Here is a 24,418-nt window from a genome sequence, read left to right on the forward strand (position 1 = left end):
ATAACTCCGCCCGGGGTCAGGGGAAGCTCCCCCTCAATTCATTTGTGCAACAGAGCCGTCCGAGGTAGTAGCGGCCGAATGATCCGGTGGGGTCGCGCCTTCGAAGCCCTGACAACGGACCAAGCAGCGAGGACGAGATGAGCACGTTGAGGCAATGCCTGGAACAAGTGAGTGACCCCAGGCCCGCGCAGTGCAAGCGCCACGACCTGGAGCAGGTGCTGCGGTACTGCGTGCTGGCGGTCGCCTCAGGGGCAACCTCGTACCGCAGGATCCACATCCTCATCGACACGCATTGGCTGCGGCTCAACGAGGTGTTCGGCAGTCGCTGGAGGCGCGCGCCGGCTTACACCTCGGTGCGCTTTGATCCTGCAGGGGCTCGATGCGGCGCAGCTCGAAGGCGCCATGCGCAGCCTCGCCGGCGAGCAGGTGCAGCAATCCACCCCGACTGGGCTTTTTTCTTTCCGCCGCGGCCCGCACCACTTTCCTGCCCTGCAAACCGGCAACTCGCTGCGCCGCTCAAGGCAGCTGCCCCAGCTCCGCATCCCCCGCCTCCAGCGCCGCCTCGGCATCGGCGGCGAAGAGCCGCGCGGCGAGGCGGCGCTCGCGCTGCGCGACGGCCTGAAGGAAGTCGCGTGCGCTGCCCATGGCGCGGAAGCTGTCGTAGCCGGCCAGCAGCATGCGGTGCAGCTCGCCGAAACCCGCCGCCTCCGCGGGCCGCTGCACCCACTGCAGGCTCTGCCTCAGCAGCGGGACGCGGGTGTGCGCGTCGAGCGACTCGCCCACCGCCAGCACCAGGCGCAACTGCGTCTCGCGCTCTTCGGGGCGGCAGCCGCGCTGCCAGGCGCGCAGATAGCCCCTCGCGTCCAGCATGCCGCAGGGCAGCGCCGCCTCCGCGACGCGGCTGTCCAGCACCTCGGTCAGCGCGTGCAGCTCGCCCATCAGCCCGATCGTGTCGACGACCCGCTGCGGGAAGATCCGCGTCAGCGTCGGCACGAGGCTGCAGAACTGCCGGTCCCGCCGGCTGAAGTCCCTGGGCCCGTAGACCTCCTCCAGGAAGAAGCGCGTCGCCTGCGCGTGGCGCGGATCGGCCAGCAGGTCGGCGTAGGTGGTGAGGAAGCGCCGCTGCTGATAGCGCTTGACCGCCAGCACCCGGTCGTCCAGGTCCTGGTCGCAGCGCCTGCGTTCGCGCTCGACGCGCACGGTGTCGAAGCTGTGCAGGATGGAGGCGGGGGTGTGGTGCATCGCGGCTCGGCTCCCGGCATTGAAGGACGACGCTCCGGCATGCGAAGCGGGCCTCGCCGACTCCAGCAAGCCACCTGCCCGCCGCAGGGCCGGGGCTCGCCCGCACCGCAACGGCCGGCGCCCGCGGCCCGGGTGTGCGACACCGCCGCGCGCCGGCCCGACAAACCCGACAAAGCCCACATGCCCCCGTCCCCGCTTGCGTTGCGGCGGGAGGAAATGTTGAACTGCGACAAGCACTTGGCTGATCCGGCGGGGTCTGGCATCGAAGTTGCGGAAAGGGCTCCGACCCGAAGCCGAGCCCTGGAGCCGCCATGCAAGACCGCGATCCCGCCGCAGCCGCCCGCCTGCCCAAGCCCGTCTACCTGGACCATGCCGCGACCACGCCGGTCGATCCCCGCGTCCTGGCGGCGATGCTGCCCTACCTCGGCGAGGCCTTCGGCAATCCCGCGAGCCGCTCGCATGCCTACGGCTGGGACGCCGAGGCCGCCGTCGAGGCGGCACGCGGGCAGGTCGCGGCGCTGATCGGCGCCGACCCGCGCGAGATCGTCTGGACCTCCGGCGCGACCGAGTCGAACAACCTCGCGATCAAGGGCGGGGCGAGCTTCCTGCGCGGCAAGGGACGCCACCTCGTCACGGTCGCGACCGAGCACAAGGCGGTGCTCGACACGGTGCGCGAGCTGGAGCGCCAGGGCTGGGAGGCAACGGTGCTGCCGGTCGGCCCCGACGGGCTGCTCGACCCGCAGGCCTTCGCCGCGGCGTTGCGTCCGGACACCGTGCTCGCCTCGGTGATGTTCGTCAACAACGAGACCGGCGTGATCCAGGACATCGCGGCGCTCGGCCGCATCTGCCGCGCCCGCGGCGTGCTGTTCCATGTCGACGCGGCGCAGGCCGCCGGCAAGCTGCCGATCGACGTGGAGGCGCTGGCGGTCGACCTGATGTCGCTGTCGGCGCACAAGGTCTACGGGCCCAAGGGCATCGGCGCGCTCTACGTGCGGCGCCGGCCGCGCGTGCGGCTGGAGGCGCAGATCCACGGCGGCGGGCACGAGCGCGGCATGCGCTCCGGGACGCTGCCGACGCACCAGATCGTCGGCATGGGCGCGGCCTTCGCGCTCGCGCAGGAGCTGCTCGGCACCGAGTGCGAGCGCATCCGCGGCCTGCGCGAGCGGCTGTGGGCCGGGCTGTCGCGGCTCGACGAAGTGCATCTCAACGGCCACCCCGAGCGCCGCACGCCGGGCCACCTCAACGTCAGCTTCAGCTACGTGGAGGGCGAGTCGCTGCTGATGGGCATGAAGGACATCGCGGTCTCGTCCGGCTCGGCCTGCACCTCCGCGAGCCTGGAGCCGAGCTACGTGCTGCGCGCGATGGGCCGCAGCGACGAGCTCGCGCACAGCTCGATCCGCTTCACGGTCGGCCGCTTCACGAGCGAGGCCGAGATCGACTTCACGATCGCGCGCGTCGCGCAGGTGGTGGCCAGGCTGCGCGGGCTCAGCCCGCTGTGGGACCTGGTGCAGGCCGGCATCGACCCGGACACGATCCAGTGGGCCGCGCACTGAGCGGCCCGCGCGCGCTCCCCGGCATCCCCTCATCGAACGACAGGAGGTTTCCATGGCTTACAGCGACAAGGTCGTCGACCACTACGAGAACCTGCGCAACGTCGGCGGCTTCGATGCCGGCGAGGCGGGCGTCGGCACCGGCATGGTCGGCGCGCCGGCCTGCGGCGACGTGATGCGGCTGCAGATCAAGGTCAACGCCGAGGGCGTGATCGAGGACGCGCGGTTCAAGACCTACGGCTGCGGCTCGGCGATCGCCTCGTCCTCGCTCGTCACGGAGTGGGTGCGCGGCAAGACGCTCGACGAGGCGCTGCACATCAGGAACACGCAGATCGCCGAGGAGCTCGCGCTGCCGCCGGTGAAGATCCACTGCTCGATCCTGGCCGAGGACGCAATCAAGGCGGCCGTGGCCGACTTCCGGGGCAAGCAGGCCCGGCCGCCCGCCGGCGACGGCGACGCCGCCCTCGGCGGGCAGGCCGCGCGCAGCCCCGCGGCGGCCTGAGCGCCTCCCGCCTTCTTCCCACCCACAGGTGCACACCATGGACGCTTCCGTCATTCCCGCCACGCCCGCCGCGGCGCCGATGCCCGACCCGCTCGTCTTCACCGGCCATGCCGCGGCGAAGGTCGCCGAGCTGATCGCCGAGGAGGGCAACCCGGCGCTGAAGCTGCGGCTCTACGTCACCGGCGGCGGCTGCTCCGGCTTCCAGTACGGCTTCGCCTTCGACGACGCGGTCGCCGAGGACGACACGCAGATCCGCAGGGACGGCGTGACGCTGCTGGTCGACGCGATGAGCCTGCAGTACCTCACGGGCGCCGAGATCGACTACGAGGACGGGCTGGAGGGCTCGCGCTTCGTGATCCACAACCCGAACGCGCAGACCACCTGCGGCTGCGGCAGCTCGTTCTCGATGTGAGCGCGCGCCGCTCCCCCGATGTCCCGATGAGCAAGGAAAACCGTCCATGAGCGTGTCCCTCACCCCGGCCGCGGCGCGGCATGTGCAGAAGTCCCTGGGCAAGCGCGGCAAGGGCCTGGGCCTGCGGCTCGCGGTCAAGACCAGCGGCTGCTCCGGCTACGCCTATGCGCTGGAGTTCGTCGACGAGATGAATCCCGAGGACCGGTGCTTCGAGCATCACGGCGTGAGGATCGTCGTCGATCCGCGCAGCCTGCCGCTGCTCGACGGCACCGAGCTCGACTTCGTGCGCGAGGGTCTCAACGAGGGCTTCAAGTTCAGCAACCCGAACGCCCGCGCCAACTGCGGCTGCGGCGAGAGCTTCAGCGTCTGAGCGACGCAGGGCCGGGCCGCCGGCGTCGCGATGCCGGCCGGCCCCGCAAGGTCGAACCACGAAGGAGCATGCGATGGCACTGCTGCAAATCGCCGAGCCCGGACAGAGCGCCGCGCCTCACCGGCACCGGCTCGCCGCCGGCATCGATCTCGGCACCACGAACTCGCTCATCGCCACCGTCGCGAGCGCGGTGCCGCGCGCGCTGCCGGACGAGCGCGGCGCGCTGCTGCTGCCCTCGGTCGTGCGCTACCACGCCGGCGGCGGCGGCGGCGTCTGCGTCGGTGCCGGCGCGCAGGCCGCGCAGGCCGAGGACGCGGCCAACACCATCGTCTCGGTCAAGCGCTTCATGGGCCGCACGCTCGCCGACCTGCCGCAGGCGCGGGCCTTGCCCTACCGCTTCGTCGACGCGCCGGGCATGGTGGGGCTGGAGACCGCCGCGGGCGTGAAGTCGCCGGTCGAGGTGTCCGCGGAGATCCTCCGGGCGCTGCGTGCGCGGGCCGAGGGCAGCCTCGGCGGCGAGCTGGGCGGCGTGGTGATCACGGTGCCGGCGTATTTCGACGACGCGCAGCGCCAGGCCACCAAGGACGCGGCGCGGCTCGCGGGCCTGCCGGTGCTGCGACTGCTCAACGAGCCCACCGCGGCCGCGATCGCCTACGGGCTCGACCGGCGGGCCGAGGGCTGCGTCGCGGTCTACGACCTCGGCGGCGGCACCTTCGACGTCTCGGTGCTGCGGCTGACGCAGGGCGTCTTCGAGGTGCTCGCCACCGGCGGCGACTCGGCGCTCGGCGGTGACGACTTCGACCGCTTGCTCGCCGAGTGGTGCTGCGAGCAGCACGGCGTCGGCCGCGCCGATGCCCCGGGCGGGCGCCTCGCCGCGCTCGGGCCGCGCGAGCAGCGCGCGCTGCTCGCGGCCGCCCGCCGCGCGAAGGAGGCGCTGTCGAGCGCGCCGCAGGCCCTGCTCGAGCTGGCGCGGGACGACGGCGCGCGGCTCGCCTGCACCGTGACGCGAGACGGCCTCGCGCGGCTCGCCGAGCCGCTGGTCCGGCGCACGCTCGTCGCGACGCGCCGCGCGCTGCGCGACGCGGGCCTCGGGCCCGAGGGGATCGCGGAGGTCGTGCTCGTCGGCGGCTCGACGCGCATGCCGGTGGTGCGCGAGGCGGTGCGCGCGCTGTTCGGCCGCGAGCCGCTCGCCGGCATCGACCCCGACCAAGTGGTCGCGCTCGGCGCGGCGATCCAGGCCGATGCGCTCGCCGGCAACCGCGGCGCGGACGGCGGCTTCCTGCTGCTCGACGTCTGCCCGCTGTCGCTCGGGCTCGAGACGATGGGCGGCCTCGTCGAGAAGATCATCCCGCGCAACGCCACGCTGCCGCTGGCGCGCGCGCAGGACTTCACCACCTTCAGGGACGGGCAGACCGCGATGTCGATCCACGTCGTGCAGGGCGAGCGCGAGTCGGTGTCCGACTGCCGCTCGCTCGCGCGCTTCGTGCTGCGCGGCATCCCGCCGATGGTCGCGGGCGCCGCGCGCATCCGCGTCACCTTCCGGATCGACGCCGACGGGCTGCTCGCCGTGTCGGCGCGCGAGCAGACCTCGGGCGTCGAGGCGCATGTGGAGGTCCGGCCGTCCTACGGGCTCGGCGACGCGCAGATCGCCGCGATGCTCGGCGAGGCCTTCGCCGAGGCCGACGCCGATGCGCGGCTGCGCATGCTGCGCGAGGCGCAGGTCGACGCGCGGCGGCTGCTCGACGCCACCGAGCGCGCGCTGGCCGAGGACGGTGACCTGCTGCTGTCGATCACCGAGCGCGATGCGGTGCGGCGCGCGATGCACCGCCTCGCCGAGGGCCTGGAGACGCAGGCGCCGGCCGCGGACGTGAAGGCCGCGGCCGAGGCGCTCAATGCCGCGACCGCCGAGTTCGCCGCGCGCCGCATGAACGCGACGATCCGCAGGGCGCTGGCCGGCCGCGAGCTGCAGAGCATTGGCTGAAGGAGCGCCGCCATGCCCACCATCACCGTGCTGCCGCACCGCGAACTCTGTCCCGCGGGCATGCGCCTGGAGGCCGCGGCCGGCGACTCGCTCGCCGAGCGGCTGCTCGCCGCCGGCGTCGCGATCGAGCACGCCTGCGACCTCGTCGGCGCCTGCGCCACCTGCCACGTGCATGTGCGCGAGGGCGCGCACACGCTCGCCGCGCCCGACGAGGATGAGGAGGACGAGCTCGACCAGGCCTGGGGCATCGACGCGCAGTCGCGCCTGGCCTGCCGCGTGCGGGTGGGGCAGGGCGAGCTCGCGGTCGAGCTGCCGCGCCACAGCCGCAACCACGCGCGCGAGCGCTGACGCCGCCCGCACCCGCGCCGTCCCCGACGGGCCCGACGCCGCCAGGCGTGCGGGCCCGTCGCGCTTGCGCGGGGCGGATTGCCGCGCCGCGGGCGCAGGGGCTCGCCCGGCGAGCCAGCGTGGCGGTGTGGCAAACGGAACAAACCCGACACCCCCGCCGACGAGACCGACGCGGCCGCCGCGAGCCGGCCCGCCCGGGCGCCGGCGGGGCGGGGAAATGTCTTCCATATCAATGACTTGCGTGGCCGCGCGCGCATGGCATGGGTCTTGCGAAAGCCGCTTCGAAAGGAGTCGCACCATGCAAGCCGGCATCACCATCAACGACACCACGCTGCGCGATGGAGAGCAGACCGCGGGGGTCGCCTTCACGGCGCAGGAGAAGTGCGCGATCGCGCTCGCGCTGTCGCGCTCCGGGGTGCCGGAGATGGAGGTGGGCATCCCGGCGATGGGCGAGCAGGAGATCGAGACGGTCAACGCGATCGCGGCGCTCGGGCTCGACGCGCAGCTGATGGTGTGGGGCCGCATGTGCGAGGCCGACCTCGATGCCGCGATGCGCTGCGACGCCGAGATCATCCACCTCTCCGTGCCGGTGTCGGACATCCAGCTCGAGCACAAGCTCCAGCGCTCGCGCCGCTGGGCGCTGGAGCAGGTGGACCGCTTCGTCGCCGAGGCGGCGCTGTCCGGGCGCGTCGTCTCGGTCGGCGCGGAGGACGCGTCGCGCGCCGACCCGGCCTTCCTGTCGCAGCTCGCGCGGCTCGCGCAGCAGCGCGGCGCCTCGCGCATCCGCTTCGCCGACACGCTCGGCGTGCTCGACCCCTTCGCCACCTTCGAGGCCATCGCGCGGCTGCGCTACGCGGTGGAAATCGACATCGAGATCCACGCGCACAACGACCTGGGCCTCGCCACCGCGAACACGCTGGCCGCGGTGCGCGCCGGCGCGACGCATGCCAACACCACCGTCAACGGCCTCGGCGAGCGCGCCGGCAACGCCGCGCTCGAGGAGGTGGTGATGGCGCTGCGCCATCTCCAGGGGCTCGACGCCGGCGTCGACACGAAGGCGCTCGTGCCGATCTCGCGCCTCGTCGCGCAGGCCTCGGGCCGGCCGGTGGCGGCCAACAAGTGCATCGTCGGCGAGGCGGTGTTCACGCACGAGTCCGGCATCCATGTCGACGGGCTGCTGAAGAACGCGAGCAACTACGAGAGCTTCGACCCGGCCGAGCTCGGGCGCGAGCGCCGCACCGTGCTCGGCAAGCACTCCGGCTCGCACGCGGTGCGGGCGGCCTACCAGGCGCTCGGCGTGTCCGTCGCCGACGCGCAGCTCGAGCCGCTGCTCGCGCGCATCCGCCGCCACGCGATGCAGGCCAAGCGCGCGCCGAGCGACGCCGAGCTGCGCCGCTTCCTGCACGAGGCGGGCGAGGCCGCCGGCGCCTGCCGGGAGCGCTCATGATGCGCGAGGACGAGGCGCTCGCCGCGCTGCGCCGCGAGCCGCTGCTGCAGCCGCCCGCGGCGCCGCAGCCCGGCCTGTGGCGGCAGCTGCGCGAGGACGCGCGCTGCGTGCGCGAGCGCGACCCCGCGGCGCGCTCGATGCTCGAGGTCTGCACCCTCTATCCCGGCGTGCAGGCGGTGGCGCTGCACCGCGTCGCGCACCGCCTGTGGCGGCGCGGCTGGCGCTTCCTGCCGCGCGCGATCTCCTTCTTCTCGCGCTGGCTGACCAACGTCGACATCCACCCGGCGGCGCGCATCGGCCGGCGCTTCTTCATCGACCACGGCGCCGGCGTCGTGATCGGCGAGACCGCCGAGATCGGCGACGACGTGACGATGTACCACGGCGTCACGCTCGGCGGCACGACCTGGAACCCCGGCAAGCGTCATCCCACCGTGGGCCACGGGGCGCTGATCGGCGCGGGCGCCAAGATCCTCGGCGCGATCGAGATCGGCCGGCGCGCGCGCATCGCGGCGAACTCGGTCGTGATCGAGGACGTGCCCGACGGCGCGACGGTGGTCGGCAACCCGGGCCGCGTCGTGATCCCGAGGCACCGCCGCCAGCGCGCCGCGCACGGGTTCGATCTGGATCACCACCTGATCCCCGACCCGGTCGGCAAGGCCATCGGCTGCCTGCTGGAGCGGGTGACCCAACTGGAGCAGCAGCTGCAGGCGCGGCAGGCCGCGAGCCCGGCCGCCGATCCGGCCGACGACCCCTCGGGATGCAGCCGCTGCGACGACAGCTGTGCCGAACCCCCCTTTGGCGCGCTCGCGCGCCGCACCGGAGCCCGCCCATGATGGACAACCTCACCCAGCGACTGAAGAACCTGTCTTCGGCCGAAGACTTCCTCGGCTTCTTCGGCGTGCCCTTCGACCAGAAGGTCGTCAACGTCAGCCGACTGCACATCCTCAAGCGCTTCTTCCAGTACATCCGCAGCGAGCCCGACCTGCCGCGCGACGACGAGTCGGCGCTGTTCGCCTGCTACCGCCGGCTGCTGCTGCAGGCCTATCACGACTTCGTCGCCTCGACGCCGGCCAAGGAGAAGGTGTTCAAGGTGTTCCAGGACGCGCAAGGCCAGCAGCATGTCTCGCTCGACAGCCTGAAGGCCTCGCTGCCCTCGGCCGCCCGGCCCGCCACGCAGTCCGCCGGCGCCTGAGCCCCGCCCGCCCGCCACCGCAGGAGTCCCACCATGCACATCGTCGTCTGCATCAAGCAGGTCCCCGACTCGGCGCAGATCCGCGTCCATCCGGTCACCAACACCATCATGCGCCAGGGGGTGCCGGCCATCGTCAACCCCTACGACCTGTTCTCGCTGGAGGAGGCGCTGCGCCTGAAGGACAAGTTCGGCGGCCGCGTCACGGCGATCTGCATGGGCCCGCCACAGGCCGAGGAAGCGCTGCGCAAGTGCATCTCCTACGGCGCGGACGACGCGATCCTCGTCACCGACCGCGCCTTCGCCGGCGCCGACACGCTGGCCACCTCCTACGCGCTCGCCGCCGCGATCCGCCAGATCGACAAGGAGCAGCAGGTCGACATCGTCTTCACCGGCAAGCAGACCATCGACGGCGACACCGCGCAGGTCGGCCCCGGCATCGCCAAGCGCATGGAGCTGCAGCTGCTGACCTACGTGTCGCGCATCGTCGAGGTGGACCTCGTGGCCCGCACGATCGTCGTCGAGCGCCGCGCCGAGGGCGGCGTGCAGCTGCTCAAGACCGCGCTGCCCTGCCTGATCACGATGCTGGAGAACACCAACGAGCTGCGCTTCGCGACGATGCCCGCGATGATCCACGCCGCCGGCTACCCGGTGCGCAAGTGGAACAAGGACGAGGCCGGCGTCGAGGACATCAGCAAGATCGGCCTGAAGGGCTCGCCCACCGTGGTGAGCAAGGTCTTCGGCCCGACGCCGCGCTCGGAGAAGGCCGAGATGCTGGTGGTCGAGAACTCCACGCCGCGCGACGTCGCGCTCAACGTGCTGCAGAAGGTCTTCACCCGCCAGGTCACGCTGGAGCAGGACCTGCTCGACAAGGTCGCCCACTGAAGGAGCCCGCCATGACCGACAACGCACAGAACGCACCCGCCAGGAAGCCGGCCGGCAAGGGCGGCCGCAACCTCGAACTGCCCGAACACCTGAAGGCCTACAAGGGCGTCTGGGTGTTCATCGAACACGACCGCGGCCACGTGCACTCGGTGTCCTGGGAGCTTCTCGGCGAGGCGCGCAAGCTCGCCGACACGCTCGGATCGAAGGTCGCGGGCGTGCTGCTCGGCGGCCCCGACGAGGACCTCGACCGCTTCGCGAAGGAGGCCTGCACCTACGGCGCGGACCTCTGCTACATCGTGCGCGACCCGGTCCTGAAGGGCTACCGCAACGAGCCCTTCACGAAGGGCCTGACCGACCTCGTCAACAAGTACCAGCCGGAGATCGTGCTGCTCGGCGCGACGACGATGGGCCGCGACCTCGCAGGCTCGGTGGCGACCACGCTCGCCACGGGGCTCACCGCCGACTGCACCGAGCTGCGCATCGACCCGGCCTCGAAGGCGCTCGCGGCGACCCGCCCGACCTTCGGCGGGTCCCTCCTGTGCACGATCATGACGCTGGCCTACCGGCCGCAGATGGCGACCGTGCGGCCGCGCGTGATGGCGATGCCGCGCGCCGACGCCTCGCGCAGCGGCGAGGTGATCGAGGACTCGCTCGGCATGGTCGAGACGAGCATCGTCACCAAGCTGCTCGACTTCATCCCCGACGCCAGCACCAACAGGATCAACCTGCCCTATGCCGACGTGATCGTCGCGGGCGGCAAGGGCCTGAAGAACCCGGAGAACTTCCGGCTGTGCTTCGAGCTCGCCCGCGTGCTCGGCGGCGAGGTGGGGGCCACGCGCCCGGTGGTGCAGTCCGGCTGGGTCGAGGCGGAGCGCCAGGTCGGCCAGACCGGCAAGACCGTGCGTCCCAAGCTCTACATCGCTGCCGGCATCTCCGGCGCGATCCAGCACCGCGTCGGCATGGAGAGCGCGGACGTGATCGTCGCGATCAACACCGATGCGAACGCGCCGATCTTCGACTTCGCCCACATCGGCATCGTCGGCAACGCGATGCAGGTGCTGCCCGCGCTGACCCAGGCCTTCGCCGAGCACCTGAAGGCGCGTGCGCCGAAGGCCGCCTGAGACCCCGGCCCAGCCAAGGAGCTGACATGAACGTTCCCAAGAAATTCGACGCCATCGTCGTCGGCGCCGGCGCCTCCGGCAATGCGGCGGCCTACACGATGGCCAAGGCAGGACTCAAGGTGCTGCAGATCGAGCGGGGCGAGTACCCCGGCTCGAAGAACGTGCAGGGCGCGATCCTGTACTCGGACGCGCTGGAAAAGATCATCCCGGACTTCCGCGAGGACGCGCCGCTGGAGCGCCACATCATCGAGCAGCGCATGTGGGTGCTCGACGACGACTCCTTCGTCGGCACGCATTTCAGGAGCGCCGGCTACGACAAGCCGCCCTACAACCGCTACACCATCATCCGCGCGCAGTTCGACAAGTGGTTCTCGTCCAAGGTGCGCGAGGCCGGCGGCCTCGTGATCTGCGAGACCACGGTGCAGGAGCTGATCTTCGACGGCGACCAGGTGGTGGGGGTGAAATGCGACCGCGAGCATGGCGATGTGTTCGCCGACGTGGTGATCCTGGCCGATGGCGTGAACTCGACCCTCGCGCGCAAGGCGGGCTTCCACGGCGAGATCCAGGCCGGCAACGTGGCGCTCGCGGTCAAGGAGATCCTCTTCATGCCGCAGGAGACGATCGAGCAGCGCTTCAACATCGGCGAGGACTCGGGCGTCGTCATCGAGATGGTCGGCAAGATCACCGACGGCATGATGGGCACGGGCTTCCTCTACACCAACAAGGACTCGCTCACCATCGGCGTCGGCTGCATGCTCGGCGACTTCAAGGCCAACCCGAAGCGCAGCTCGCCCTACCTGCTGCTGGAGAGGATGAAGCAGCACCCGTCGATCGCGCCGCTGATCGCCGGCGGCGAGATGAAGGAGTACACCGCGCACCTGATCCCCGAGGGCGGCTTCTACGCGGTCCCGAAGGTCTACGGCAACGGCTGGATGATCGTCGGCGACTCCGGCGGCTTCGTGAACGCGGTGCACCGCGAGGGCTCGAACCTGGCGATGACGACCGGGCGCCTGGCCGCCGAGGCGGTGATCGCCGCCAAGGCCGCGGGCAAGCCGATGCGCGAGGCAGTTCTGAAATCCTACAAGCAGGCGCTCGACGAGAGCTTCGTGATGAAGGACCTGCACAAGTACCGCGACATGCCGGGCGTGTTCCATCAGAACAAGCAGTTCTTCACCACCTACCCGCAGCTCGCCGCCGATGCCGCGCGCACGATGATCACGGTCGACGGCATCGACAAGAAGACCAAGGAGCGCCAGGTCTTCGCGAGCTTCCGCCAGTCCCGCTCGCTCACCGGCCTCGTGGGCGACGCCTTCAAGCTCTGGAGGGCCTTCCGATGAACGCCATCACCGTCAACGTGGAAGAGAAGCTCTTCCAGAACCGCTACCGCGTCGATGCCGGCCGGCCGCACATCCGAATCCGCCAGCCGGAGGTCTGCGCCAACGACTGCAGGGACAAGAGCTGCACCTTCGTCTGCCCGGCGCAGTGCTACCGCGCCGAGGGCAACGGCCAGGTGGTGCTGATCACCGACGGCTGCCTCGAGTGCGGCAGCTGCCGCATCATCTGCTCCGAGCACGCCAACGTCGACTGGGAGTACCCGCGCGGCGGCCACGGCATCCTGTTCAAGTTCGGCTGAGGAAGGCGCCTGATGATCGACGACATCGGGGTGTTCCTCACCCATGCGATCCAGCTCGAACGCGACGCGGCGCGCCAGTACGAGGATCTGGCGCAGGCCATGCGCACCGCGGGCAATCGCGAGGTGGAAGACTTCTTCGGCCGGATGGCGGAGTTCTCGCGCCGCCACCTGAAGGAGGCGATGCGGCGCGGCGGCTTCCAGCAGCTGCCGGTGCTCGCGCCCGCGGACTTCCGGTGGCCCGAGGGCGTGAGCCCCGAGGCCGCGGGCTGGCAGGGCGTCGACGGGCTGATCGACGTGCGCGACGCGCTGCAGCTCGCGCTGCACAGCGAGCTCGGCGGCCATGCCTTCTACCGCGCCGTCGCGCAGCGCAGCCCGGACCCCGAAGTGCGGCGCATGGCCGCGGAGTTCGAGTTGGAGGAGGCCGAGCATGTCGCCGAACTCGAGCGCTGGATCGACCGCCAGGCAGCCTGAATCGACCCTTGTCCCCCTGCACAGGAGAAACGAGATGCCCCGTCCGCAGAAGCACGTCTTCGTCTGCACCCAGAACCGCCCGCCGGGCCACCCGCGGGGCGCCTGCGCCGCTAAGGGATCGACCGAGGTGCTGCAGGCCTTCTGGGCCGAGCTGCAGAAGCGCGGCGCCCATGAGCGCGTGGCCGTCACCTACGCCGGCTGCATGGGGCCCTGCGAGGCGGGCCCGAACGTGCTGGTCTATCCGGAGGGCGTGATGTACGGCGGCGTCGCGAAGGCCGACGTCGCCGAGATCTTCACGCAGCACCTCGAGGGCGGCGAGCCGCTCGGGCGCCTGCTCGCGCCCGCGACCGTCTGGGGCTGAAACGCCCGGCGGCGGCAGGCCCGCCGGGGCGCCCGGCGCCTGCGGCGTGCACGGGAAGACCGGAAGTGCGCAGGATTCGGCGAAAGCCGCCCGTCCTCGCGTGCCGCGGCTCCAGTGCCGGGCGGCGCGGCCGAAAGAGGGGATCGACGCATGCCGCCGCGTGCCGCCCGTCGGCGGGCCGCGCGGCCCGCCAACGATCCTCCAGGAGACCGCGCGATGTTTTCCCCCCTCTATTGCACCGAGCTGATGCAGATGTGGAACCGCCTCGGCATGCAGCTGATGCGCACGCAGGCCGACGCCCTCGGCGCCTCGGTGCTGTGCCCTCCCGCGGTCGGTGCGGCAGATGCCGCCGGGCGGATGCCCGAGCACTTCGGCCGCATCGCCGAGGAGCTGCTCCACTTCCACCCGGCGCGCGAGATGTTCGTGCCGATGTTCCGCGGCGTGCAGCTCGCGACCCAGTCCTTCATCCACTGGACCCAGACCTGCGCGGAGCGGCGCTTCGTCACGCAGCCCTGGTGAGCGGCACCCGGGACGCGCGGCCCTCGCCCCGTTCCGGGGCAAGGCTCGCAGGCGAGGCCGCCGCAGCGATCTGCCGGCACCGTGCCCGGTCCGGCGCCTCCGGCGGGTCCGGGCTCGCCCGCCCGTGAGCGTCGGCCTTCGGGGCCCCGAAGGCCAGGGGCCGTGCTCCCGCAAGCAGCAGATCGCTGCCTCCCCGCTCAGCCCTCCTGCGCGTCCCGCTCCCGGACGGCGAGCACGACCTGCGAGGCCTCGATCACCGCGGTGGCCGGCACGCCGGGCGCGAGCCCGAGTTCCTGCGCCGCCTCCCTCGTGATCACCGCCTCGACCTCGGTCCCGCCCTGCGACTCCAGCAGCACGCGGACGTTGACCGGCCCGGCCGTCACCGCCTTCACGCGACCTCGCAGCACATTGCGCGCCGACAGCCCGGAACCCCCCGCGCCCGCCATCACCATCACCCACCGCGCCTCGACGAGCGCCAGCGCCGGGCGGCCCGGCGCGAGGCCGAGCTCGCGGCAACTCTCCATGGTGACGAGCGCGACGAGCGGCTCGCCGCCTTCGAGCTCGAGCATGAGCTCGGCATGGATCGCACCGGGGCGAAGGGCACGGACGGTGCCCCGGAACACGTTGCGGGCGCTGATGTTCACGCGCATCTCCTGCGGACCGGCGCGCCGGTTTTCTGTAGCATTGCCTACATATATTGTCAGGGTCGCGACAAGGGCCGTGCATCCCGCGTATCCCGCGCCTCAGGCCCCCGGGCAGGAGCCAGAGGGGGACGCCGGGGAGGCAGCCGCCGCGGCCGCCTGGCACGGCACTCGCTATCTACGTGCCTATACAGGTACTGGAAGTCCGATGAAGACCGATCCCCCCGCCCGCTTCGCCGCACGCATGACGCTCGAGGCCGAGTCCGGCGCCTCGCTCGGCGAGACCCGGGTGCGGCTGCTCGAGCAGATCGAGCGGCTCGGCTCGATCAGCCAGGCGGCGCGGGCGGTGCCGATGTCCTACAAGGCCGCCTGGGACGCGGTGGACACGCTCAACAACCTCGCGCCGCAGCCGCTCGTCGAGCGCGTGAGCGGCGGGCGGCAGGGCGGCGGCACGCGGCTGACCGACTACGGGCGCCGCATCGTCGCGATGTACCGCGCGCTCGAGCGCGAGTACCAGGCCGCGCTCGACCGGCTCTCGGCCCACCTCGGCGATGGGGGCGCTGGCGACATCGCCGCCTTCCGCGGGCTGATGCAGCGCGTCGGGATGCGCAGCAGCGCGCGCAACCAGTTCCTCGGCCGCATCACCGGGCTGCGCGACGGCGGTGTCGACTACGAGGTGCGGCTCGCGCTCGATCCGCGCGAGGGCATCGAGATCGTCGCCGTCATCACCCGGGCCAGCGCCGAGAACCTCGGCCTCGCGATCGGCCAGGAGGTGTTCGCGCTCGTGAAGTCCACGTCGGTGATGCTGTGCACCGAGCGGGGCCTGCGCCTGTCCGCGCGCAACCGGCTCTGGGGCGAGGTGAGCGCGGTGCACGAGGGCTCGGTCAACGACGAGGTCTGCCTCGCGCTGCCGGGCGGGCGCAGCATCGCCGCGGTGGTGACGCACGGCAGCGCCGAGGCGCTCGGGCTGAAGCCCGGCATGCCGGCCTGCGCCCTGTTCAAGTCCTCGTCCGTGATCCTGGCCGCCTGCGCCTGAACCTTCCCCGCCCGGAGCCTTCCGCCATGAAGAAGACCCTGAAGACCGTCCTGCTCGCCGCGCTGCTGCCCCTGGCCGCCGGCACGCTGCGCGCCGCCGAGGTGCAGGTGGCGGTGGCCGCCAACTTCACCGCGCCGATGAACAGGATCGCCGCGCAGTTCGAGCGCGACACCGGCCACAAGGCGGTGCTGTCCTTCGGCGCCTCGGGCAAGTTCTACGCGCAGGTCAGGAACGGCGCGCCCTTCGAGGTGATGCTGTCCGCCGACGACGAGACGCCGGCCAAGCTGGAGAAGGAGGGCGGCACGGTGCCCGGCAGCCGCTTCACCTACGCGATCGGCAAGCTGGTGCTCTGGAGCGCGCAGCCGGGCGTCGTCGACGAGCGGGGCGAGGTGCTGAGGAAGGGCGGCTTCCGGCACCTGGCCCTCGCCAACCCGCGCACCGCGCCCTACGGCGCCGCGGCGCTCGAGGTGATGAAGTCAATGGGCGTGCTCGAGGCGACCACGCCGAGGTTCGTGCAGGGCGAGAACATCGCGCAGACCTTCCAGTTCGTCTCCACCGGCAACGCGCAGCTCGGCTTCGTGGCGATGGCGCAGGTGTTCGAGGACGGCGTGCTCAAGTCCGGCTCGGCCTGGGTGGTGCCCGCGAGCCTGCATGCGCCGATCCGCCAGGACGCGGTGATCCTGCAGCGCGGCAAGGGCAACCCGGCGGCGGCCGCGCTGATGGACTACCTGAAGGGCGACAAGGCCCGCGCGGTGATCCGCGCCTACGGCTACGACCTGCCCAGGGAGTGAGCCGGTGAGCTTCGGACCCGAGGACTGGGCCGCGATCCGGCTTACGCTCAGGCTGGCGAGCGTCGTGACCGTGCTGCTGCTGCTGATCGGCACGCCGATCGCGTGGTGGCTGGCGCGCACGCGCTCGTGGTGGAAGGGCCCGGTGGGCGCGCTGGTGGCGATGCCGCTGGTACTGCCGCCCACCGTGCTCGGCTTCTACCTGCTGCTGCTGCTGGGGCCGAACGGGCCGGCGGGGCAGCTCACGCAGTGGCTCGGCCTCGGGCTGCTGCCCTTCACCTTCGGCGGGCTGGTGGTGGCCTCGGTCTTCTACTCGCTGCCCTTCGTCGTGCAGCCGCTGCAGAACGCCTTCGAGGCGCTCGGCGAGCGCCCGCTGGAGGCGGCCGCGACGCTGCGCGCGGGGCCCTGGGACACCTTCTTCCACGTCGTGCTGCCGCTGGCGCGGCCGGGCTTCATCACCGCCTCCATCCTCGGCTTCGCGCACACCGTGGGCGAGTTCGGCGTGGTGCTGATGATCGGCGGCAACATCCCGGACAAGACCCGGGTGGTCTCGGTGCAGATCTACGACCACGTCGAGGCGCTGGAGTACGGGCAGGCGCATGCGCTGTCGGCCGCGATGGTGGCGTTCAGCTTCATCGTGCTGTTCGCGCTCTACACCTTCAACCCGCATCGGAGGCGCGCATGAGCGCGGCGGCGGGCGGCTCCGGGGCGCGCGAGGCCCCTGCAGGAGGGAGCATGTCCCTGCACGAGGGGGGGCCGGCCGACGGCAGCGCGCCCGGACCGGGCGAGGGCGCCATCGTCGCCCGCTTCGCGGTGGACTATCCCGGCTTCTCGCTGCAGGCCGGGCTGCGGCTGCCCGGCCATGGCGTGACCGCGCTGTTCGGCCATTCCGGCTCCGGCAAGACCACGCTGCTGCGCGCCGTCGCCGGGCTGGAGCACCACCGCGGCGGCTACCTGGCGGTCAACGGCGAGGTCTGGCAGGACGACGCGCGCGGCGTCTTCGTGCCCACGCACCGCCGCCCGATCGGCTACGTGTTCCAGGAGGCGAGCCTGTTCGCGCACCTGTCGGTGCGCGCCAACCTGCAGTTCGGCCAGAAGCGCATCGCGCCGGCGGCGCGGCGCGTGGACCTGCGGCAGGCGGTGGAGCTGCTGGGCATCGGCGCGCTGCTGGAGCGGCATCCGGACCGGCTCTCCGGCGGCGAGCGCCAGCGCGTCGCGATCGCCCGCGCGCTGCTGACGAGCCCGCGCCTGCTGCTGATGGACGAGCCGCTCGCGGCGCTGGACCTCAGGCGCAAGCGCGAGATCCTGCCCTACATCCAGCGCCTGCACGACGAGCTCGACATCCCGGTGCTCTACGTCAGCCATGCGCCCGACGAGGTGGCGCGGCTCGCCGACCACCTGGTGCTGCTCGACGCGGGCCGCGTCGTCGCGAGCGGGCCGCTCGCGCAGACGATGGCGCGGCTCGACCTGCCCATCGCCTTCGGCGAGGACGCCGGCGTCGTGATCGAGGGCACGGTGCGCGGTCACGACGCGCGCTACCACCTCGCGGAGCTGAGCTTCCCGGGCGGCAGCGTGCAGGTGGCGCACGGGCCGGTCGCGGCCGGCACGCGGCTGCGCATCCAGGTGCGCGCGCGCGACGTCAGCCTCGCGCTCGCGCCGCAGGAGGACAGCTCCATCCTCAACCGGCTGCGCGCGCGCTACGTCGCCGAGGCGGAGGCCGACACGCCGGCGCACCTGCTGGTGCGGCTCGAGGCCGGCGGCACGCCGCTGCTCGCGCGCATCACGCGGCGCTCGCGCGACCTGCTCGGGCTCGCGCCGGGCCGGGAGGTCTGGGCGCACATCAAGTCGGTGGCGCTGCTGGCCTGAGCCGCCCGTGCAGCGTGCCGGCCGGCGCGCACCGCGGCAGCCCTCCCGCCTACAGCCAGCGCCGCACGCGGCGCCGGTAGCCGGCGAAGTCCGCACCGAAGCGGGCCTCGAGCGCACGCTCCTCCGCAGCGATCTGGAAGCGGTTCATGTACAGCACGAAGGCGGGCAGGCCGAGCCAGGGCGCGAGCCCGCCGAGCCAGACCGCCCATGCGGCGAGCGCGAGCAGCATGCCGAGGTACATCGGGTTGCGGGTGTGGCGGTAGATGCCGCCGCTGACGAGCGCCGACGAGGCCTCGGGATGCATCGGGTTGACGGTGGTGCGGGCGCGGCGGAAGGCCTGCACGCCGGCCAGCGCGATCGCGATGCCGGCAGCGAGGAGCAGCACGGCGAGCGGCAGGCGCAGCGTGGGCGGCAGCAGCGAGGCTGCGGCCGGCCCCGGGGGCAGCAGCGCCATCAGCAGCGCGAGGATCAGGACCAGGGCGACGGGCGGGAGTTTCAGCTCGAGGGCAGGCATGGCGGCGGGCGAGGCGATCGGCGGCGAGCAGTCTTGTCGACCGGGCGATTGTGGCGCGCGCCTCGATCGGGTCGCACTCGGAGTGCAGGCGGCCCGCTTCGGCACGCGAGCGGGCGTCGGGCCGCGAAGGCGGCGGCCCTGCCGGGCGCCGGTGCGCGCAAAGCAACTTTGTTCCACCGGGAGGCAACTCGGGAAACCGGATGTGCGCGTGCTTGTGCGCGCCTCGGCCCCTGGCTCTAATGATCGGGACCCGGTGGAGACGTGGCGTGCGCGCCCGGCCTCCGGAATTCATGTTCTACGCGGCCGTCGCTCCTCGGGCTTGTTCCGCAGGCGGGTCGGGTGCAGGGGAGCACGGAATGAGAAGCGCGAGCGCATGGAGCAGGCGGGTCTTCGTGTCGGCCCTGGCCGCCGTCGCGGCAGGCAGTGCCGGGGCGGATGTCCTGATGGCGCAGGACTTCCCCGAGGAGCACCGCTTCGGCTACGAGGGACCTTTCGAGGCCGAGATCGTGCCCGTCGTGCGTCGGGAGCTGGTCGAGGCGGGGGAGGTGTCCACCTCGCGCGAGTCGCCCAGCTTCGCCTACCAACAGGGCCAGCGCGTGGTCGTGCAGTACACGGCACTGTGCGACATCGAGAGCACGAACCCGGACTCCTGGCTCGACATCGACATCCGGGTGATCGGCGAGGTGGTGAGGATCCTGCCTCCCACGGCCGGCAATTCCCAGCACTTCTGCGGCGCCCGCGAAGGCCCGCAGACGAAGACGGTGCGGGCCGTCATCGCCAACCTGCCCACCGGCCACTACCGGCTGGAGGTGATCGCCAGGATCAACGATCCGGGCGAGCCGCCGAGCTCCACGATCGCCCGGCTGGGCCGCAGCACGCTGATCGTCTCGAAGTGAGCGGGGGGACCGGTCCCCGGCGGAGGGCGCGTGCGGGCCTCGCAGGCAACACGGGCGAGCCACCGCGGCGACAGGAAGGTCTTCGCTGCGCTTGCGGCGGCCTCCGCCCGGGGCGGCGCCATGCCGGTCGTGACGGGTCCCGGCCGGCGCAGCGCTAGGAACCCAGCGCCGCGTGCGTGTAGCACTTCTTCGGACAGATCCTCGAGCAGGCGGTGCAGCCGATGCACTTCCCGCCGTGCGCGATCGTCATGACCTTCTTCTCGTATTCCTCGTCCTCGTCGCCGTCCGGGTCGATCATCACCCGCTCGCCGTCCTCGTCGAGGCCGACGAGCTCCAGCACGCCCTGCGGGCAGACCTTGAAGCAGCGGCCGCAGCCGATGCAGGTGGCCTCGTCGATGCGCTGCACGAACCTCGGCGTCCAGACCTCGCCGCTCGGCAGCGTCACGGTAAACGCGCTCATCGCTTCCTTCTCCGGTGATTGCTCGTGTGACTTCAGCGGCTCGCGGCGGCGGCCGCCTTGCGGGCCTCGGCGAGCGCCTCGTGCGCGTCGTGCGCCTTCTGCGCGACCTCCAGGATGCGCTCCCAGTTCGTCGGCAGCTCCTCGGACAGGTCATGCAGGTCCATCTTGGCCTGCGTGGCCTGTGCGTTGAGCTTCTTGAGCTTCAGCTTCAGTTCCTCGGGGCTCTCCATCTCATGCTCCGTGATTGGCGACTTCGGGGTGCTGGCGGATCATCTCGATGCCCTCGCTCACGAACCTGCCGCCCTGCTCGGCGAGCCGGGCGAGCGAGGGAAAGCCGAAGCGGTGCACGTCGCGCAGCTGCTTGTTGCCGACGACGAGCCGCCCGCAGATCAGCACCATGCGCCCGAAGCCCTCGTGGCTCATCTTCATCATCGGCGTGACCATCTGGCGCGTCTCGCGCTCGATCGCGACGCAGACCGCGTTGAAGAACAGCTCCAGGCGCCACAGCGTCTCGGGATCGGGGTCGCCGATGATCGGGATCGCGCGGCGCTCCTCGGCCGTGAGCACGTAGGGCTTGAGCAGCTGCTCGTCGCTCCTGCCGTCCCACTGGCCGTGCGTGTCCTGCGCGCGCAGCATCTTCACGAGCTCGCGCAGGAAGGGCGTGGCGAGCAGCGCCGCGGTCGAGCCGGCGTCGGCGTCCGCGTCCGCCTGCGGGGCGACGGTCTCAGCCATGTTGCACCTCGTCGTCCTCGAAGTCGGGTTGGCGGGGGCGGCCCTTGGCGAGCGCCTTGCGCAGCCAGGGCGGCGGGGTGCCCCTGAGCACCTCCTGCAGCTTGTCGATGATGTCGAGGATGGGCTCGGGGCCCGCGACCTTGACCGGGTGGATCTTGTGCGCCACCACGCGCGCCGCGGCCGAGCCGCCGATCGCGGCGACGTAGAGGATGGCGCAGTCGTGGATCTTCTCGAGCTTGGGCGCGAGCTTGTCCTCGTCGCCGTCCTCTTCCAGCGTGCCGCCGAACTCGAAGTTCTCGACGAAGTCGGCGCCCTCGGGCGTGACCTCGTAGACGGCGATGTTCTTGGCCCAGCCGAAGTGCGCATCGACGCGCTGCTTGTCCTGGGTGGCGAATGCGACTTTCACGGTGCGACTCCTTGGGGCATGACAGGGGATTCGGGCTGCGGGGGCTGCGAGCCGGCGCAGCCGCAGCCGCCACCGCAACCCGCGGGTGCGGCGGGCAGGTCCGGCAGCGCCTCGGCCAGCGCCGCGGCGGAGAGCGGCACGGCGTTGGCCGCCATCTGGCGCGACAGCTCCGGCAGTGGCCAGGCATCGGGGCCGGGATGCGGCAGGTGCTCCAGCATCAGGTTGGCGAAGTCGTAGACCAGCGTGCGCGTGCCGCGGTAGCCGACCTGCAGGCGGTGCGAGTTGCCGACGCGGTCGAACACGGGGAAGCCGATGCGGAACAGCGGTTTGTCCAGTCGCTCCGCGGCCTGGCGGCCGTGGGAATGCGTCACCAGCACGTCGCAAGCGGCCGCACCTTTCTCCAGGTCTTCGAGATCGCCGATCAGCACTTTTTCAATGGACAGCTTTTCGAGCGCGGCGGAGTGGGTGGTGGTCACGGCGCATTCGAGCGTCGCGCCCATTTCGACCAGCAGGCCGCCGACCGCGAGCAGCAGGTCCGGCTCGGCGCCGATCGCGACCCGCTTGCCGCCGATGTGGAAATGGGCGTCGAGCATCGCGTCGAGCAACTGGCTGCGCTGGCGGCGGTACTTCATCGGGACGGGTTTGCCGCTGATCCGCGAAAGCGCCTGCAGGAAGCGGTCGTTGCATTCGAGCCCGGTGAGGCGCTCGAACAGCGTGTACGGCACGCCGGCGATCTGCTCCAGCGCCTCGGCCGCCTCGCGCATCTGCTCGCCGACGGCCAGCGTCGCGGCTGATGCGCCCATGCTGCGGATCTCCTCCACCGTGGTGCCGCCGAGCGTGGTGCCGCGCCAGTCGGGCGGGATGTGGCCGTCGAGCGACCGCGACACGTCCGGCAGCACGATCGGCACGAGCCCGAAGGCCTCGACGATCTCGCGCAGCTCCTCGATGTCGCCGGGCGACAGATGGCAGCCGGCCAGCAGGTTCACCTGGCTCGCGGGGCGATCCTGTGCGGGCTTGACCAGCGCCTTCACGATCGCGGTCACTGCGTTCGAGAAGCCGTCCTCGAAGGCGCCGACATAGTCGGGCGTGGACACGTAGACGAGTTCGGTATCCGCCAGCTCGGGCTTGTTCTGGCGGATCAGCTTCAGGTGGCCCTCGACATCGTCGCCCTTGGTCTCGGTGAGGCCCGTCGAGCAGATCGCGATCACGCGCGGCGCAGCGCGCTTGCGGATGTTGACCAGCGCCTTCTCGAGGTTCTCGTAGCCGCCGAGGATGGTGGTGACCTCGTTCATCGCGGTGGTCTGCAGCGGGATCGCCTCCTTGAAGTGGCGCACCAGCAGCACCAGGCCGAAGGAGGTGCAGCCCTGCGAGCCGTGCATCAGCGGCATGCAGGAGTCCAGTCCGAGGAATGCAAAACTCGCCCCGAGCGGCTGGCTCATCTTCAGCGGGTTGACCGCGCAGGCCTTCTTCGATTCGATGACGGCCGCCATGCTCAGGCCTCCGCGGTGGCAAGGGGGGAGGCCGCAGCGGCCGGGGCGGGCAGACCCACGCCGTCCTCGTCCCAGGGCGCCGGGATGCGCACCTGCTGCCACACCGGGTTGGAGATGGTGCGGTCGATCTCGTGCACGAGGTTGACCATGCCCTCGTAGCCGGCGTAGGCGTGGTAGCGCTCCTGGTTGATGTCGAGCCAGGGCATGCGCGCCTTGAGCGCGACGAACTGCGAGCGCCCGCCCGAGAGCATGATGTCGGCGCGCGCGTCGCGCAGCATCTCGTACATCTGCCGCGGCGTCATGTCGTCGATCATGTGCGCGTCGTCGCCCATGATCTCCTTGATCTTCTGCTTGTCTTCACGGGTGCTCTTCTTGACGCTGGTGCCGACCACCACCATGCCGGCTTCCTGCAGCGCGGAGACCACCGACCAGGACTTCACGCCCCCGGTGATGAGCAGCACGCGTTTCCCGGCGAGCCGCTCGCGGTAGGCATTGATGCGCTTCCAGGCGCGCGCCTCTTCCACCTCGATCAGGCGCTCGGTGCGCGCGACCAGATTTTCATCAGCACCCTGCTGCACGAGGAGCCTGGCGATCTGGCGCAGCGTGTCGCTCATGTCGCCGATGCCGTAGAAGGAGCCCTCGAAGTACGGGATGCCCCAGCGCTGCTGCATGCGCGTGGCGACGTTGATCATCGACTTCGAGCACACCATCATGTTCACCCGCGCGCGGTGGGCGCTGGCGATCTCGTCGTAGCGGCCGTCGCCCGACATGCACGACAGCACGCGGATGCCCAAAGCATCGAGCAGCGGTTTCACCTGCCACATCTCGCCCACGAGGTTGTACTCGCCGATGATGTTGATGTCGCAGGGCGTGCTGAGCGCGGGCTCCCTGGTCCCGATCACGTGGTCGAGCAGGGCTTCGGCGCCGAGCTTGTTGCCGAGGTTCTTCGGCCCGGCGAAGCCGGGCGCGTTCACCGGGATCACCGGCTTGCCGAATTTCTCGCTCGCCCGCTTGCAGACCGCCTCGATGTCGTCGCCGATCAGCGCCGTCACGCAGGTCTGGTAGACGAACACCGCCGGCGGGTCGTACTTCTCGATGATCTCGCGGATCGACCTGAACAGCCGCTTCTCGCCGCCGTAGATCACGTCGAGCTCGTTGATGTCGGTGGTGAAGCCGGTGCGGTAGATCTGCGGCCCGGACGAATGGCTGTGGCGGTTGTCCCAGGAGTTGCCCTCGCAGGGGATGGGGCCGTGCACGAGGTGCGCGACGTCGACGATCGGCTGCAGCGCGATCTTGGCGCCGTCGAAGGCGCAGCCGCCCGCGGCCGCGCCGGGCGAGAGCTGCCTGGTGCAGCCCTTCCTGCGGTCCTTCTCGCTCTTGGCGGCGTTCTTGTCGCAGCCCGGCTCCTCGAGCACGGTGGCGATCTTCTGCTTCAGCGACGCGGACATGGCGGAACTCCCGGGGGTGGCTGCTGGCAGGCCGTATCGCAGGTTTGATGCCAGCGCGGAAAAGCCCGCGGCGGCGCGCACTTGCGTGCGGGCTGCGCGGCCCGCGCGGC

Annotated in this window: 30 protein-coding genes and 1 pseudogene; 22 read left to right on the top strand and 9 right to left on the bottom strand. The window is 71.5% G+C overall.

The genetic code is table 11. From position 1 onward, the window contains the following. Window positions 1-137 precede the first annotated feature (137 nt). A pseudogene (locus D3A59_RS26890) lies at window positions 138-341 on the top strand (transposase family protein); the annotation flags it as partial. A gap of 175 nt (window positions 342-516) precedes the next feature. Here D3A59_RS26890 and D3A59_RS19580 read toward each other — a convergent pair. After that, complete coding sequence (locus tag D3A59_RS19580; protein ID WP_119157013.1) at window positions 517-1,242, bottom strand: DUF8198 family protein; 726 nt, start codon at window positions 1,240-1,242, stop codon at window positions 517-519. A gap of 311 nt (window positions 1,243-1,553) precedes the next feature. Here D3A59_RS19580 and D3A59_RS19585 point away from each other — a divergent pair, with 311 nt between their 5' ends. The 16 genes from D3A59_RS19585 to D3A59_RS19660 all read left to right on the top strand — a co-directional run bounded on the left by D3A59_RS19585 (window position 1,554) and on the right by D3A59_RS19660 (window position 14,031). Beyond that, the gene (locus D3A59_RS19585; RefSeq protein ID WP_272868084.1) at window positions 1,554-2,795 is read left to right on the top strand and encodes an IscS subfamily cysteine desulfurase; all 1,242 of its coding nucleotides are present in this window, start codon (window positions 1,554-1,556) and stop codon (window positions 2,793-2,795) included. A 52-nt stretch (window positions 2,796-2,847) separates the two neighbouring features. Continuing rightward, the gene (iscU, locus tag D3A59_RS19590; RefSeq protein WP_119157014.1) at window positions 2,848-3,294 is read left to right on the top strand and encodes a Fe-S cluster assembly scaffold IscU; all 447 of its coding nucleotides are present in this window, start codon (window positions 2,848-2,850) and stop codon (window positions 3,292-3,294) included. Between the two features lie 37 nt (window positions 3,295-3,331). Then, window positions 3,332-3,706 (top strand): iron-sulfur cluster insertion protein ErpA, encoded by a 375-nt coding sequence (erpA, locus tag D3A59_RS19595; protein ID WP_119157056.1) that lies wholly within the window; start codon window positions 3,332-3,334, stop codon window positions 3,704-3,706. A gap of 46 nt (window positions 3,707-3,752) precedes the next feature. Continuing rightward, window positions 3,753-4,076, top strand: coding sequence for an iron-sulfur cluster assembly protein IscA (gene iscA, locus D3A59_RS19600; protein ID WP_119157015.1), 324 nt, complete (start codon window positions 3,753-3,755; stop codon window positions 4,074-4,076). A gap of 73 nt (window positions 4,077-4,149) precedes the next feature. After that, the gene (hscA, locus tag D3A59_RS19605; RefSeq protein WP_119157016.1) at window positions 4,150-6,057 is read left to right on the top strand and encodes a Fe-S protein assembly chaperone HscA; all 1,908 of its coding nucleotides are present in this window, start codon (window positions 4,150-4,152) and stop codon (window positions 6,055-6,057) included. Window positions 6,058-6,069: 12 nt separating this feature from the next. Continuing rightward, window positions 6,070-6,405, top strand: a complete 336-nt coding sequence (locus tag D3A59_RS19610) for a 2Fe-2S iron-sulfur cluster-binding protein (protein ID WP_119157017.1) — start codon at window positions 6,070-6,072, stop codon at window positions 6,403-6,405. 298 nt (window positions 6,406-6,703) lie between these two features. Beyond that, window positions 6,704-7,852 (top strand): homocitrate synthase, encoded by a 1,149-nt coding sequence (gene nifV, locus D3A59_RS19615; protein WP_119157018.1) that lies wholly within the window; start codon window positions 6,704-6,706, stop codon window positions 7,850-7,852. Further along, window positions 7,849-8,685, top strand: coding sequence for a serine O-acetyltransferase (gene cysE, locus D3A59_RS19620; protein WP_240636135.1), 837 nt, complete (start codon window positions 7,849-7,851; stop codon window positions 8,683-8,685). The genes nifV and cysE overlap by 4 nt, the downstream gene beginning before the upstream one ends. Next, window positions 8,685-9,044, top strand: coding sequence for a nitrogenase stabilizing/protective protein NifW (gene nifW, locus D3A59_RS19625; RefSeq protein WP_119157019.1), 360 nt, complete (start codon window positions 8,685-8,687; stop codon window positions 9,042-9,044). The genes cysE and nifW overlap by 1 nt, the downstream gene beginning before the upstream one ends. Before the next feature lie 33 nt (window positions 9,045-9,077). Beyond that, a complete protein-coding gene (locus D3A59_RS19630) occupies window positions 9,078-9,926 on the top strand; it encodes an electron transfer flavoprotein subunit beta/FixA family protein (protein ID WP_119157020.1) in 849 nt (282 codons plus the stop codon). A gap of 11 nt (window positions 9,927-9,937) precedes the next feature. Continuing rightward, entirely contained in the window at window positions 9,938-11,047 is a 1,110-nt protein-coding gene (locus D3A59_RS19635; protein WP_119157021.1) for an electron transfer flavoprotein subunit alpha/FixB family protein, read from the top strand. A gap of 26 nt (window positions 11,048-11,073) precedes the next feature. Beyond that, complete coding sequence (locus tag D3A59_RS19640) at window positions 11,074-12,384, top strand: FAD-dependent oxidoreductase (protein ID WP_119157022.1); 1,311 nt, start codon at window positions 11,074-11,076, stop codon at window positions 12,382-12,384. Continuing rightward, the gene (locus D3A59_RS19645; RefSeq protein WP_119157023.1) at window positions 12,381-12,680 is read left to right on the top strand and encodes a ferredoxin family protein; all 300 of its coding nucleotides are present in this window, start codon (window positions 12,381-12,383) and stop codon (window positions 12,678-12,680) included. Before D3A59_RS19640 ends, D3A59_RS19645 begins: the two co-directional genes overlap by 4 nt. A 12-nt stretch (window positions 12,681-12,692) precedes the next feature. Next, complete coding sequence (locus D3A59_RS19650) at window positions 12,693-13,151, top strand: ferritin-like domain-containing protein (RefSeq protein ID WP_240636136.1); 459 nt, start codon at window positions 12,693-12,695, stop codon at window positions 13,149-13,151. 34 nt (window positions 13,152-13,185) lie between these two features. Next, a complete protein-coding gene (locus D3A59_RS19655; protein ID WP_119157024.1) occupies window positions 13,186-13,512 on the top strand; it encodes a (2Fe-2S) ferredoxin domain-containing protein in 327 nt (108 codons plus the stop codon). A gap of 216 nt (window positions 13,513-13,728) precedes the next feature. Further along, entirely contained in the window at window positions 13,729-14,031 is a 303-nt protein-coding gene (locus tag D3A59_RS19660; protein WP_119157025.1) for a hypothetical protein, read from the top strand. A gap of 197 nt (window positions 14,032-14,228) precedes the next feature. On the opposite strand, the gene D3A59_RS19665 is transcribed toward D3A59_RS19660, so the two are convergent. Then, the gene (locus tag D3A59_RS19665) at window positions 14,229-14,675 is read right to left on the bottom strand and encodes a TOBE domain-containing protein (protein ID WP_119157059.1); all 447 of its coding nucleotides are present in this window, start codon (window positions 14,673-14,675) and stop codon (window positions 14,229-14,231) included. 205 nt (window positions 14,676-14,880) lie between these two features. Here D3A59_RS19665 and D3A59_RS19670 point away from each other — a divergent pair, with 205 nt between their 5' ends. Genes D3A59_RS19670 through modC form a run of 4 tightly spaced genes read left to right on the top strand, consistent with a single transcriptional unit; the run spans window position 14,881 to window position 18,362 of the window. Next, window positions 14,881-15,708, top strand: a complete 828-nt coding sequence (locus D3A59_RS19670) for a TOBE domain-containing protein (RefSeq protein WP_119157026.1) — start codon at window positions 14,881-14,883, stop codon at window positions 15,706-15,708. Between the two features lie 26 nt (window positions 15,709-15,734). Further along, on the top strand, window positions 15,735-16,499 hold the full coding sequence (modA, locus tag D3A59_RS19675) for a molybdate ABC transporter substrate-binding protein (RefSeq protein ID WP_119157027.1): 765 nt from the start codon (window positions 15,735-15,737) through the stop codon (window positions 16,497-16,499). A gap of 4 nt (window positions 16,500-16,503) precedes the next feature. Continuing rightward, window positions 16,504-17,181, top strand: a complete 678-nt coding sequence (modB, locus tag D3A59_RS19680; protein WP_119157028.1) for a molybdate ABC transporter permease subunit — start codon at window positions 16,504-16,506, stop codon at window positions 17,179-17,181. A 50-nt stretch (window positions 17,182-17,231) separates the two neighbouring features. Further along, the gene (modC, locus tag D3A59_RS19685; protein ID WP_119157029.1) at window positions 17,232-18,362 is read left to right on the top strand and encodes a molybdenum ABC transporter ATP-binding protein; all 1,131 of its coding nucleotides are present in this window, start codon (window positions 17,232-17,234) and stop codon (window positions 18,360-18,362) included. 49 nt (window positions 18,363-18,411) lie between these two features. Here the strand turns inward: modC and D3A59_RS19690 are convergent, their stop codons facing one another. Beyond that, complete coding sequence (locus D3A59_RS19690) at window positions 18,412-18,876, bottom strand: methyltransferase family protein (RefSeq protein WP_119157030.1); 465 nt, start codon at window positions 18,874-18,876, stop codon at window positions 18,412-18,414. Between the two features lie 356 nt (window positions 18,877-19,232). On the opposite strand from D3A59_RS19690, the gene D3A59_RS19695 reads away from it, so the two are divergent. Beyond that, the gene (locus D3A59_RS19695; protein ID WP_170162368.1) at window positions 19,233-19,772 is read left to right on the top strand and encodes a hypothetical protein; all 540 of its coding nucleotides are present in this window, start codon (window positions 19,233-19,235) and stop codon (window positions 19,770-19,772) included. A 154-nt stretch (window positions 19,773-19,926) separates the two neighbouring features. Here D3A59_RS19695 and fdxB read toward each other — a convergent pair whose 3' ends face one another. From fdxB to nifE, 6 genes are read right to left on the bottom strand one after another with little or no spacing between them, the layout of a single operon-like run. Then, the gene (gene fdxB, locus D3A59_RS19700) at window positions 19,927-20,232 is read right to left on the bottom strand and encodes a ferredoxin III, nif-specific (RefSeq protein WP_119157032.1); all 306 of its coding nucleotides are present in this window, start codon (window positions 20,230-20,232) and stop codon (window positions 19,927-19,929) included. Window positions 20,233-20,264: 32 nt separating this feature from the next. After that, window positions 20,265-20,462, bottom strand: a complete 198-nt coding sequence (locus tag D3A59_RS19705; RefSeq protein ID WP_119157033.1) for a CCE_0567 family metalloprotein — start codon at window positions 20,460-20,462, stop codon at window positions 20,265-20,267. A 1-nt stretch (window position 20,463) separates the two neighbouring features. Beyond that, window positions 20,464-20,964 carry a NifX-associated nitrogen fixation protein gene (locus D3A59_RS19710; protein WP_119157034.1) on the bottom strand — a complete coding sequence of 167 codons (501 nt, stop codon included), beginning with the start codon at window positions 20,962-20,964 and terminating at the stop codon, window positions 20,464-20,466. Beyond that, the gene (gene nifX / locus D3A59_RS19715; protein WP_119157035.1) at window positions 20,957-21,370 is read right to left on the bottom strand and encodes a nitrogen fixation protein NifX; all 414 of its coding nucleotides are present in this window, start codon (window positions 21,368-21,370) and stop codon (window positions 20,957-20,959) included. The genes D3A59_RS19710 and nifX overlap by 8 nt, the downstream gene beginning before the upstream one ends. Beyond that, window positions 21,367-22,860 (bottom strand): nitrogenase iron-molybdenum cofactor biosynthesis protein NifN, encoded by a 1,494-nt coding sequence (gene nifN / locus D3A59_RS19720; protein ID WP_119157036.1) that lies wholly within the window; start codon window positions 22,858-22,860, stop codon window positions 21,367-21,369. Before nifN ends, nifX begins: the two co-directional genes overlap by 4 nt. 2 nt (window positions 22,861-22,862) lie before the next feature. Continuing rightward, window positions 22,863-24,308 (bottom strand): nitrogenase iron-molybdenum cofactor biosynthesis protein NifE, encoded by a 1,446-nt coding sequence (nifE, locus tag D3A59_RS19725; RefSeq protein WP_119157037.1) that lies wholly within the window; start codon window positions 24,306-24,308, stop codon window positions 22,863-22,865. Between the last annotated feature and the right edge of the window lie 110 nt (window positions 24,309-24,418).

The organism is Caldimonas tepidiphila, from assembly GCF_003569765.1.
Taxonomy (GTDB): domain Bacteria; phylum Pseudomonadota; class Gammaproteobacteria; order Burkholderiales; family Burkholderiaceae_C; genus Caldimonas; species Caldimonas tepidiphila.

Excerpts from the sequence above, each read along its gene's own strand:
- D3A59_RS19580 (WP_119157013.1), bottom strand. The coding sequence starts at position 1,242 with ATGCACCACACCCCCGCCTCCATCCTGCACAGCTTCGACACCGTGCGC.
- D3A59_RS19585 (WP_272868084.1), top strand. The coding sequence starts at position 1,554 with ATGCAAGACCGCGATCCCGCCGCAGCCGCCCGCCTGCCCAAGCCCGTC.
- iscU (WP_119157014.1), top strand. The coding sequence starts at position 2,848 with ATGGCTTACAGCGACAAGGTCGTCGACCACTACGAGAACCTGCGCAAC.
- erpA (WP_119157056.1), top strand. The coding sequence starts at position 3,332 with ATGGACGCTTCCGTCATTCCCGCCACGCCCGCCGCGGCGCCGATGCCC.
- iscA (WP_119157015.1), top strand. The coding sequence starts at position 3,753 with ATGAGCGTGTCCCTCACCCCGGCCGCGGCGCGGCATGTGCAGAAGTCC.
- hscA (WP_119157016.1), top strand. The coding sequence starts at position 4,150 with ATGGCACTGCTGCAAATCGCCGAGCCCGGACAGAGCGCCGCGCCTCAC.
- D3A59_RS19610 (WP_119157017.1), top strand. The coding sequence starts at position 6,070 with ATGCCCACCATCACCGTGCTGCCGCACCGCGAACTCTGTCCCGCGGGC.
- nifV (WP_119157018.1), top strand. The coding sequence starts at position 6,704 with ATGCAAGCCGGCATCACCATCAACGACACCACGCTGCGCGATGGAGAG.
- cysE (WP_240636135.1), top strand. The coding sequence starts at position 7,849 with ATGATGCGCGAGGACGAGGCGCTCGCCGCGCTGCGCCGCGAGCCGCTG.
- nifW (WP_119157019.1), top strand. The coding sequence starts at position 8,685 with ATGGACAACCTCACCCAGCGACTGAAGAACCTGTCTTCGGCCGAAGAC.
- D3A59_RS19630 (WP_119157020.1), top strand. The coding sequence starts at position 9,078 with ATGCACATCGTCGTCTGCATCAAGCAGGTCCCCGACTCGGCGCAGATC.
- D3A59_RS19635 (WP_119157021.1), top strand. The coding sequence starts at position 9,938 with ATGACCGACAACGCACAGAACGCACCCGCCAGGAAGCCGGCCGGCAAG.
- D3A59_RS19640 (WP_119157022.1), top strand. The coding sequence starts at position 11,074 with ATGAACGTTCCCAAGAAATTCGACGCCATCGTCGTCGGCGCCGGCGCC.
- D3A59_RS19645 (WP_119157023.1), top strand. The coding sequence starts at position 12,381 with ATGAACGCCATCACCGTCAACGTGGAAGAGAAGCTCTTCCAGAACCGC.
- D3A59_RS19650 (WP_240636136.1), top strand. The coding sequence starts at position 12,693 with ATGATCGACGACATCGGGGTGTTCCTCACCCATGCGATCCAGCTCGAA.
- D3A59_RS19655 (WP_119157024.1), top strand. The coding sequence starts at position 13,186 with ATGCCCCGTCCGCAGAAGCACGTCTTCGTCTGCACCCAGAACCGCCCG.
- D3A59_RS19660 (WP_119157025.1), top strand. The coding sequence starts at position 13,729 with ATGTTTTCCCCCCTCTATTGCACCGAGCTGATGCAGATGTGGAACCGC.
- D3A59_RS19670 (WP_119157026.1), top strand. The coding sequence starts at position 14,881 with ATGAAGACCGATCCCCCCGCCCGCTTCGCCGCACGCATGACGCTCGAG.
- modA (WP_119157027.1), top strand. The coding sequence starts at position 15,735 with ATGAAGAAGACCCTGAAGACCGTCCTGCTCGCCGCGCTGCTGCCCCTG.
- modC (WP_119157029.1), top strand. The coding sequence starts at position 17,232 with ATGTCCCTGCACGAGGGGGGGCCGGCCGACGGCAGCGCGCCCGGACCG.
- D3A59_RS19690 (WP_119157030.1), bottom strand. The coding sequence starts at position 18,876 with ATGCCTGCCCTCGAGCTGAAACTCCCGCCCGTCGCCCTGGTCCTGATC.
- D3A59_RS19695 (WP_170162368.1), top strand. The coding sequence starts at position 19,233 with ATGAGAAGCGCGAGCGCATGGAGCAGGCGGGTCTTCGTGTCGGCCCTG.
- fdxB (WP_119157032.1), bottom strand. The coding sequence starts at position 20,232 with ATGAGCGCGTTTACCGTGACGCTGCCGAGCGGCGAGGTCTGGACGCCG.
- D3A59_RS19705 (WP_119157033.1), bottom strand. The coding sequence starts at position 20,462 with ATGGAGAGCCCCGAGGAACTGAAGCTGAAGCTCAAGAAGCTCAACGCA.
- D3A59_RS19710 (WP_119157034.1), bottom strand. The coding sequence starts at position 20,964 with ATGGCTGAGACCGTCGCCCCGCAGGCGGACGCGGACGCCGACGCCGGC.
- nifN (WP_119157036.1), bottom strand. The coding sequence starts at position 22,860 with ATGGCGGCCGTCATCGAATCGAAGAAGGCCTGCGCGGTCAACCCGCTG.
- nifE (WP_119157037.1), bottom strand. The coding sequence starts at position 24,308 with ATGTCCGCGTCGCTGAAGCAGAAGATCGCCACCGTGCTCGAGGAGCCG.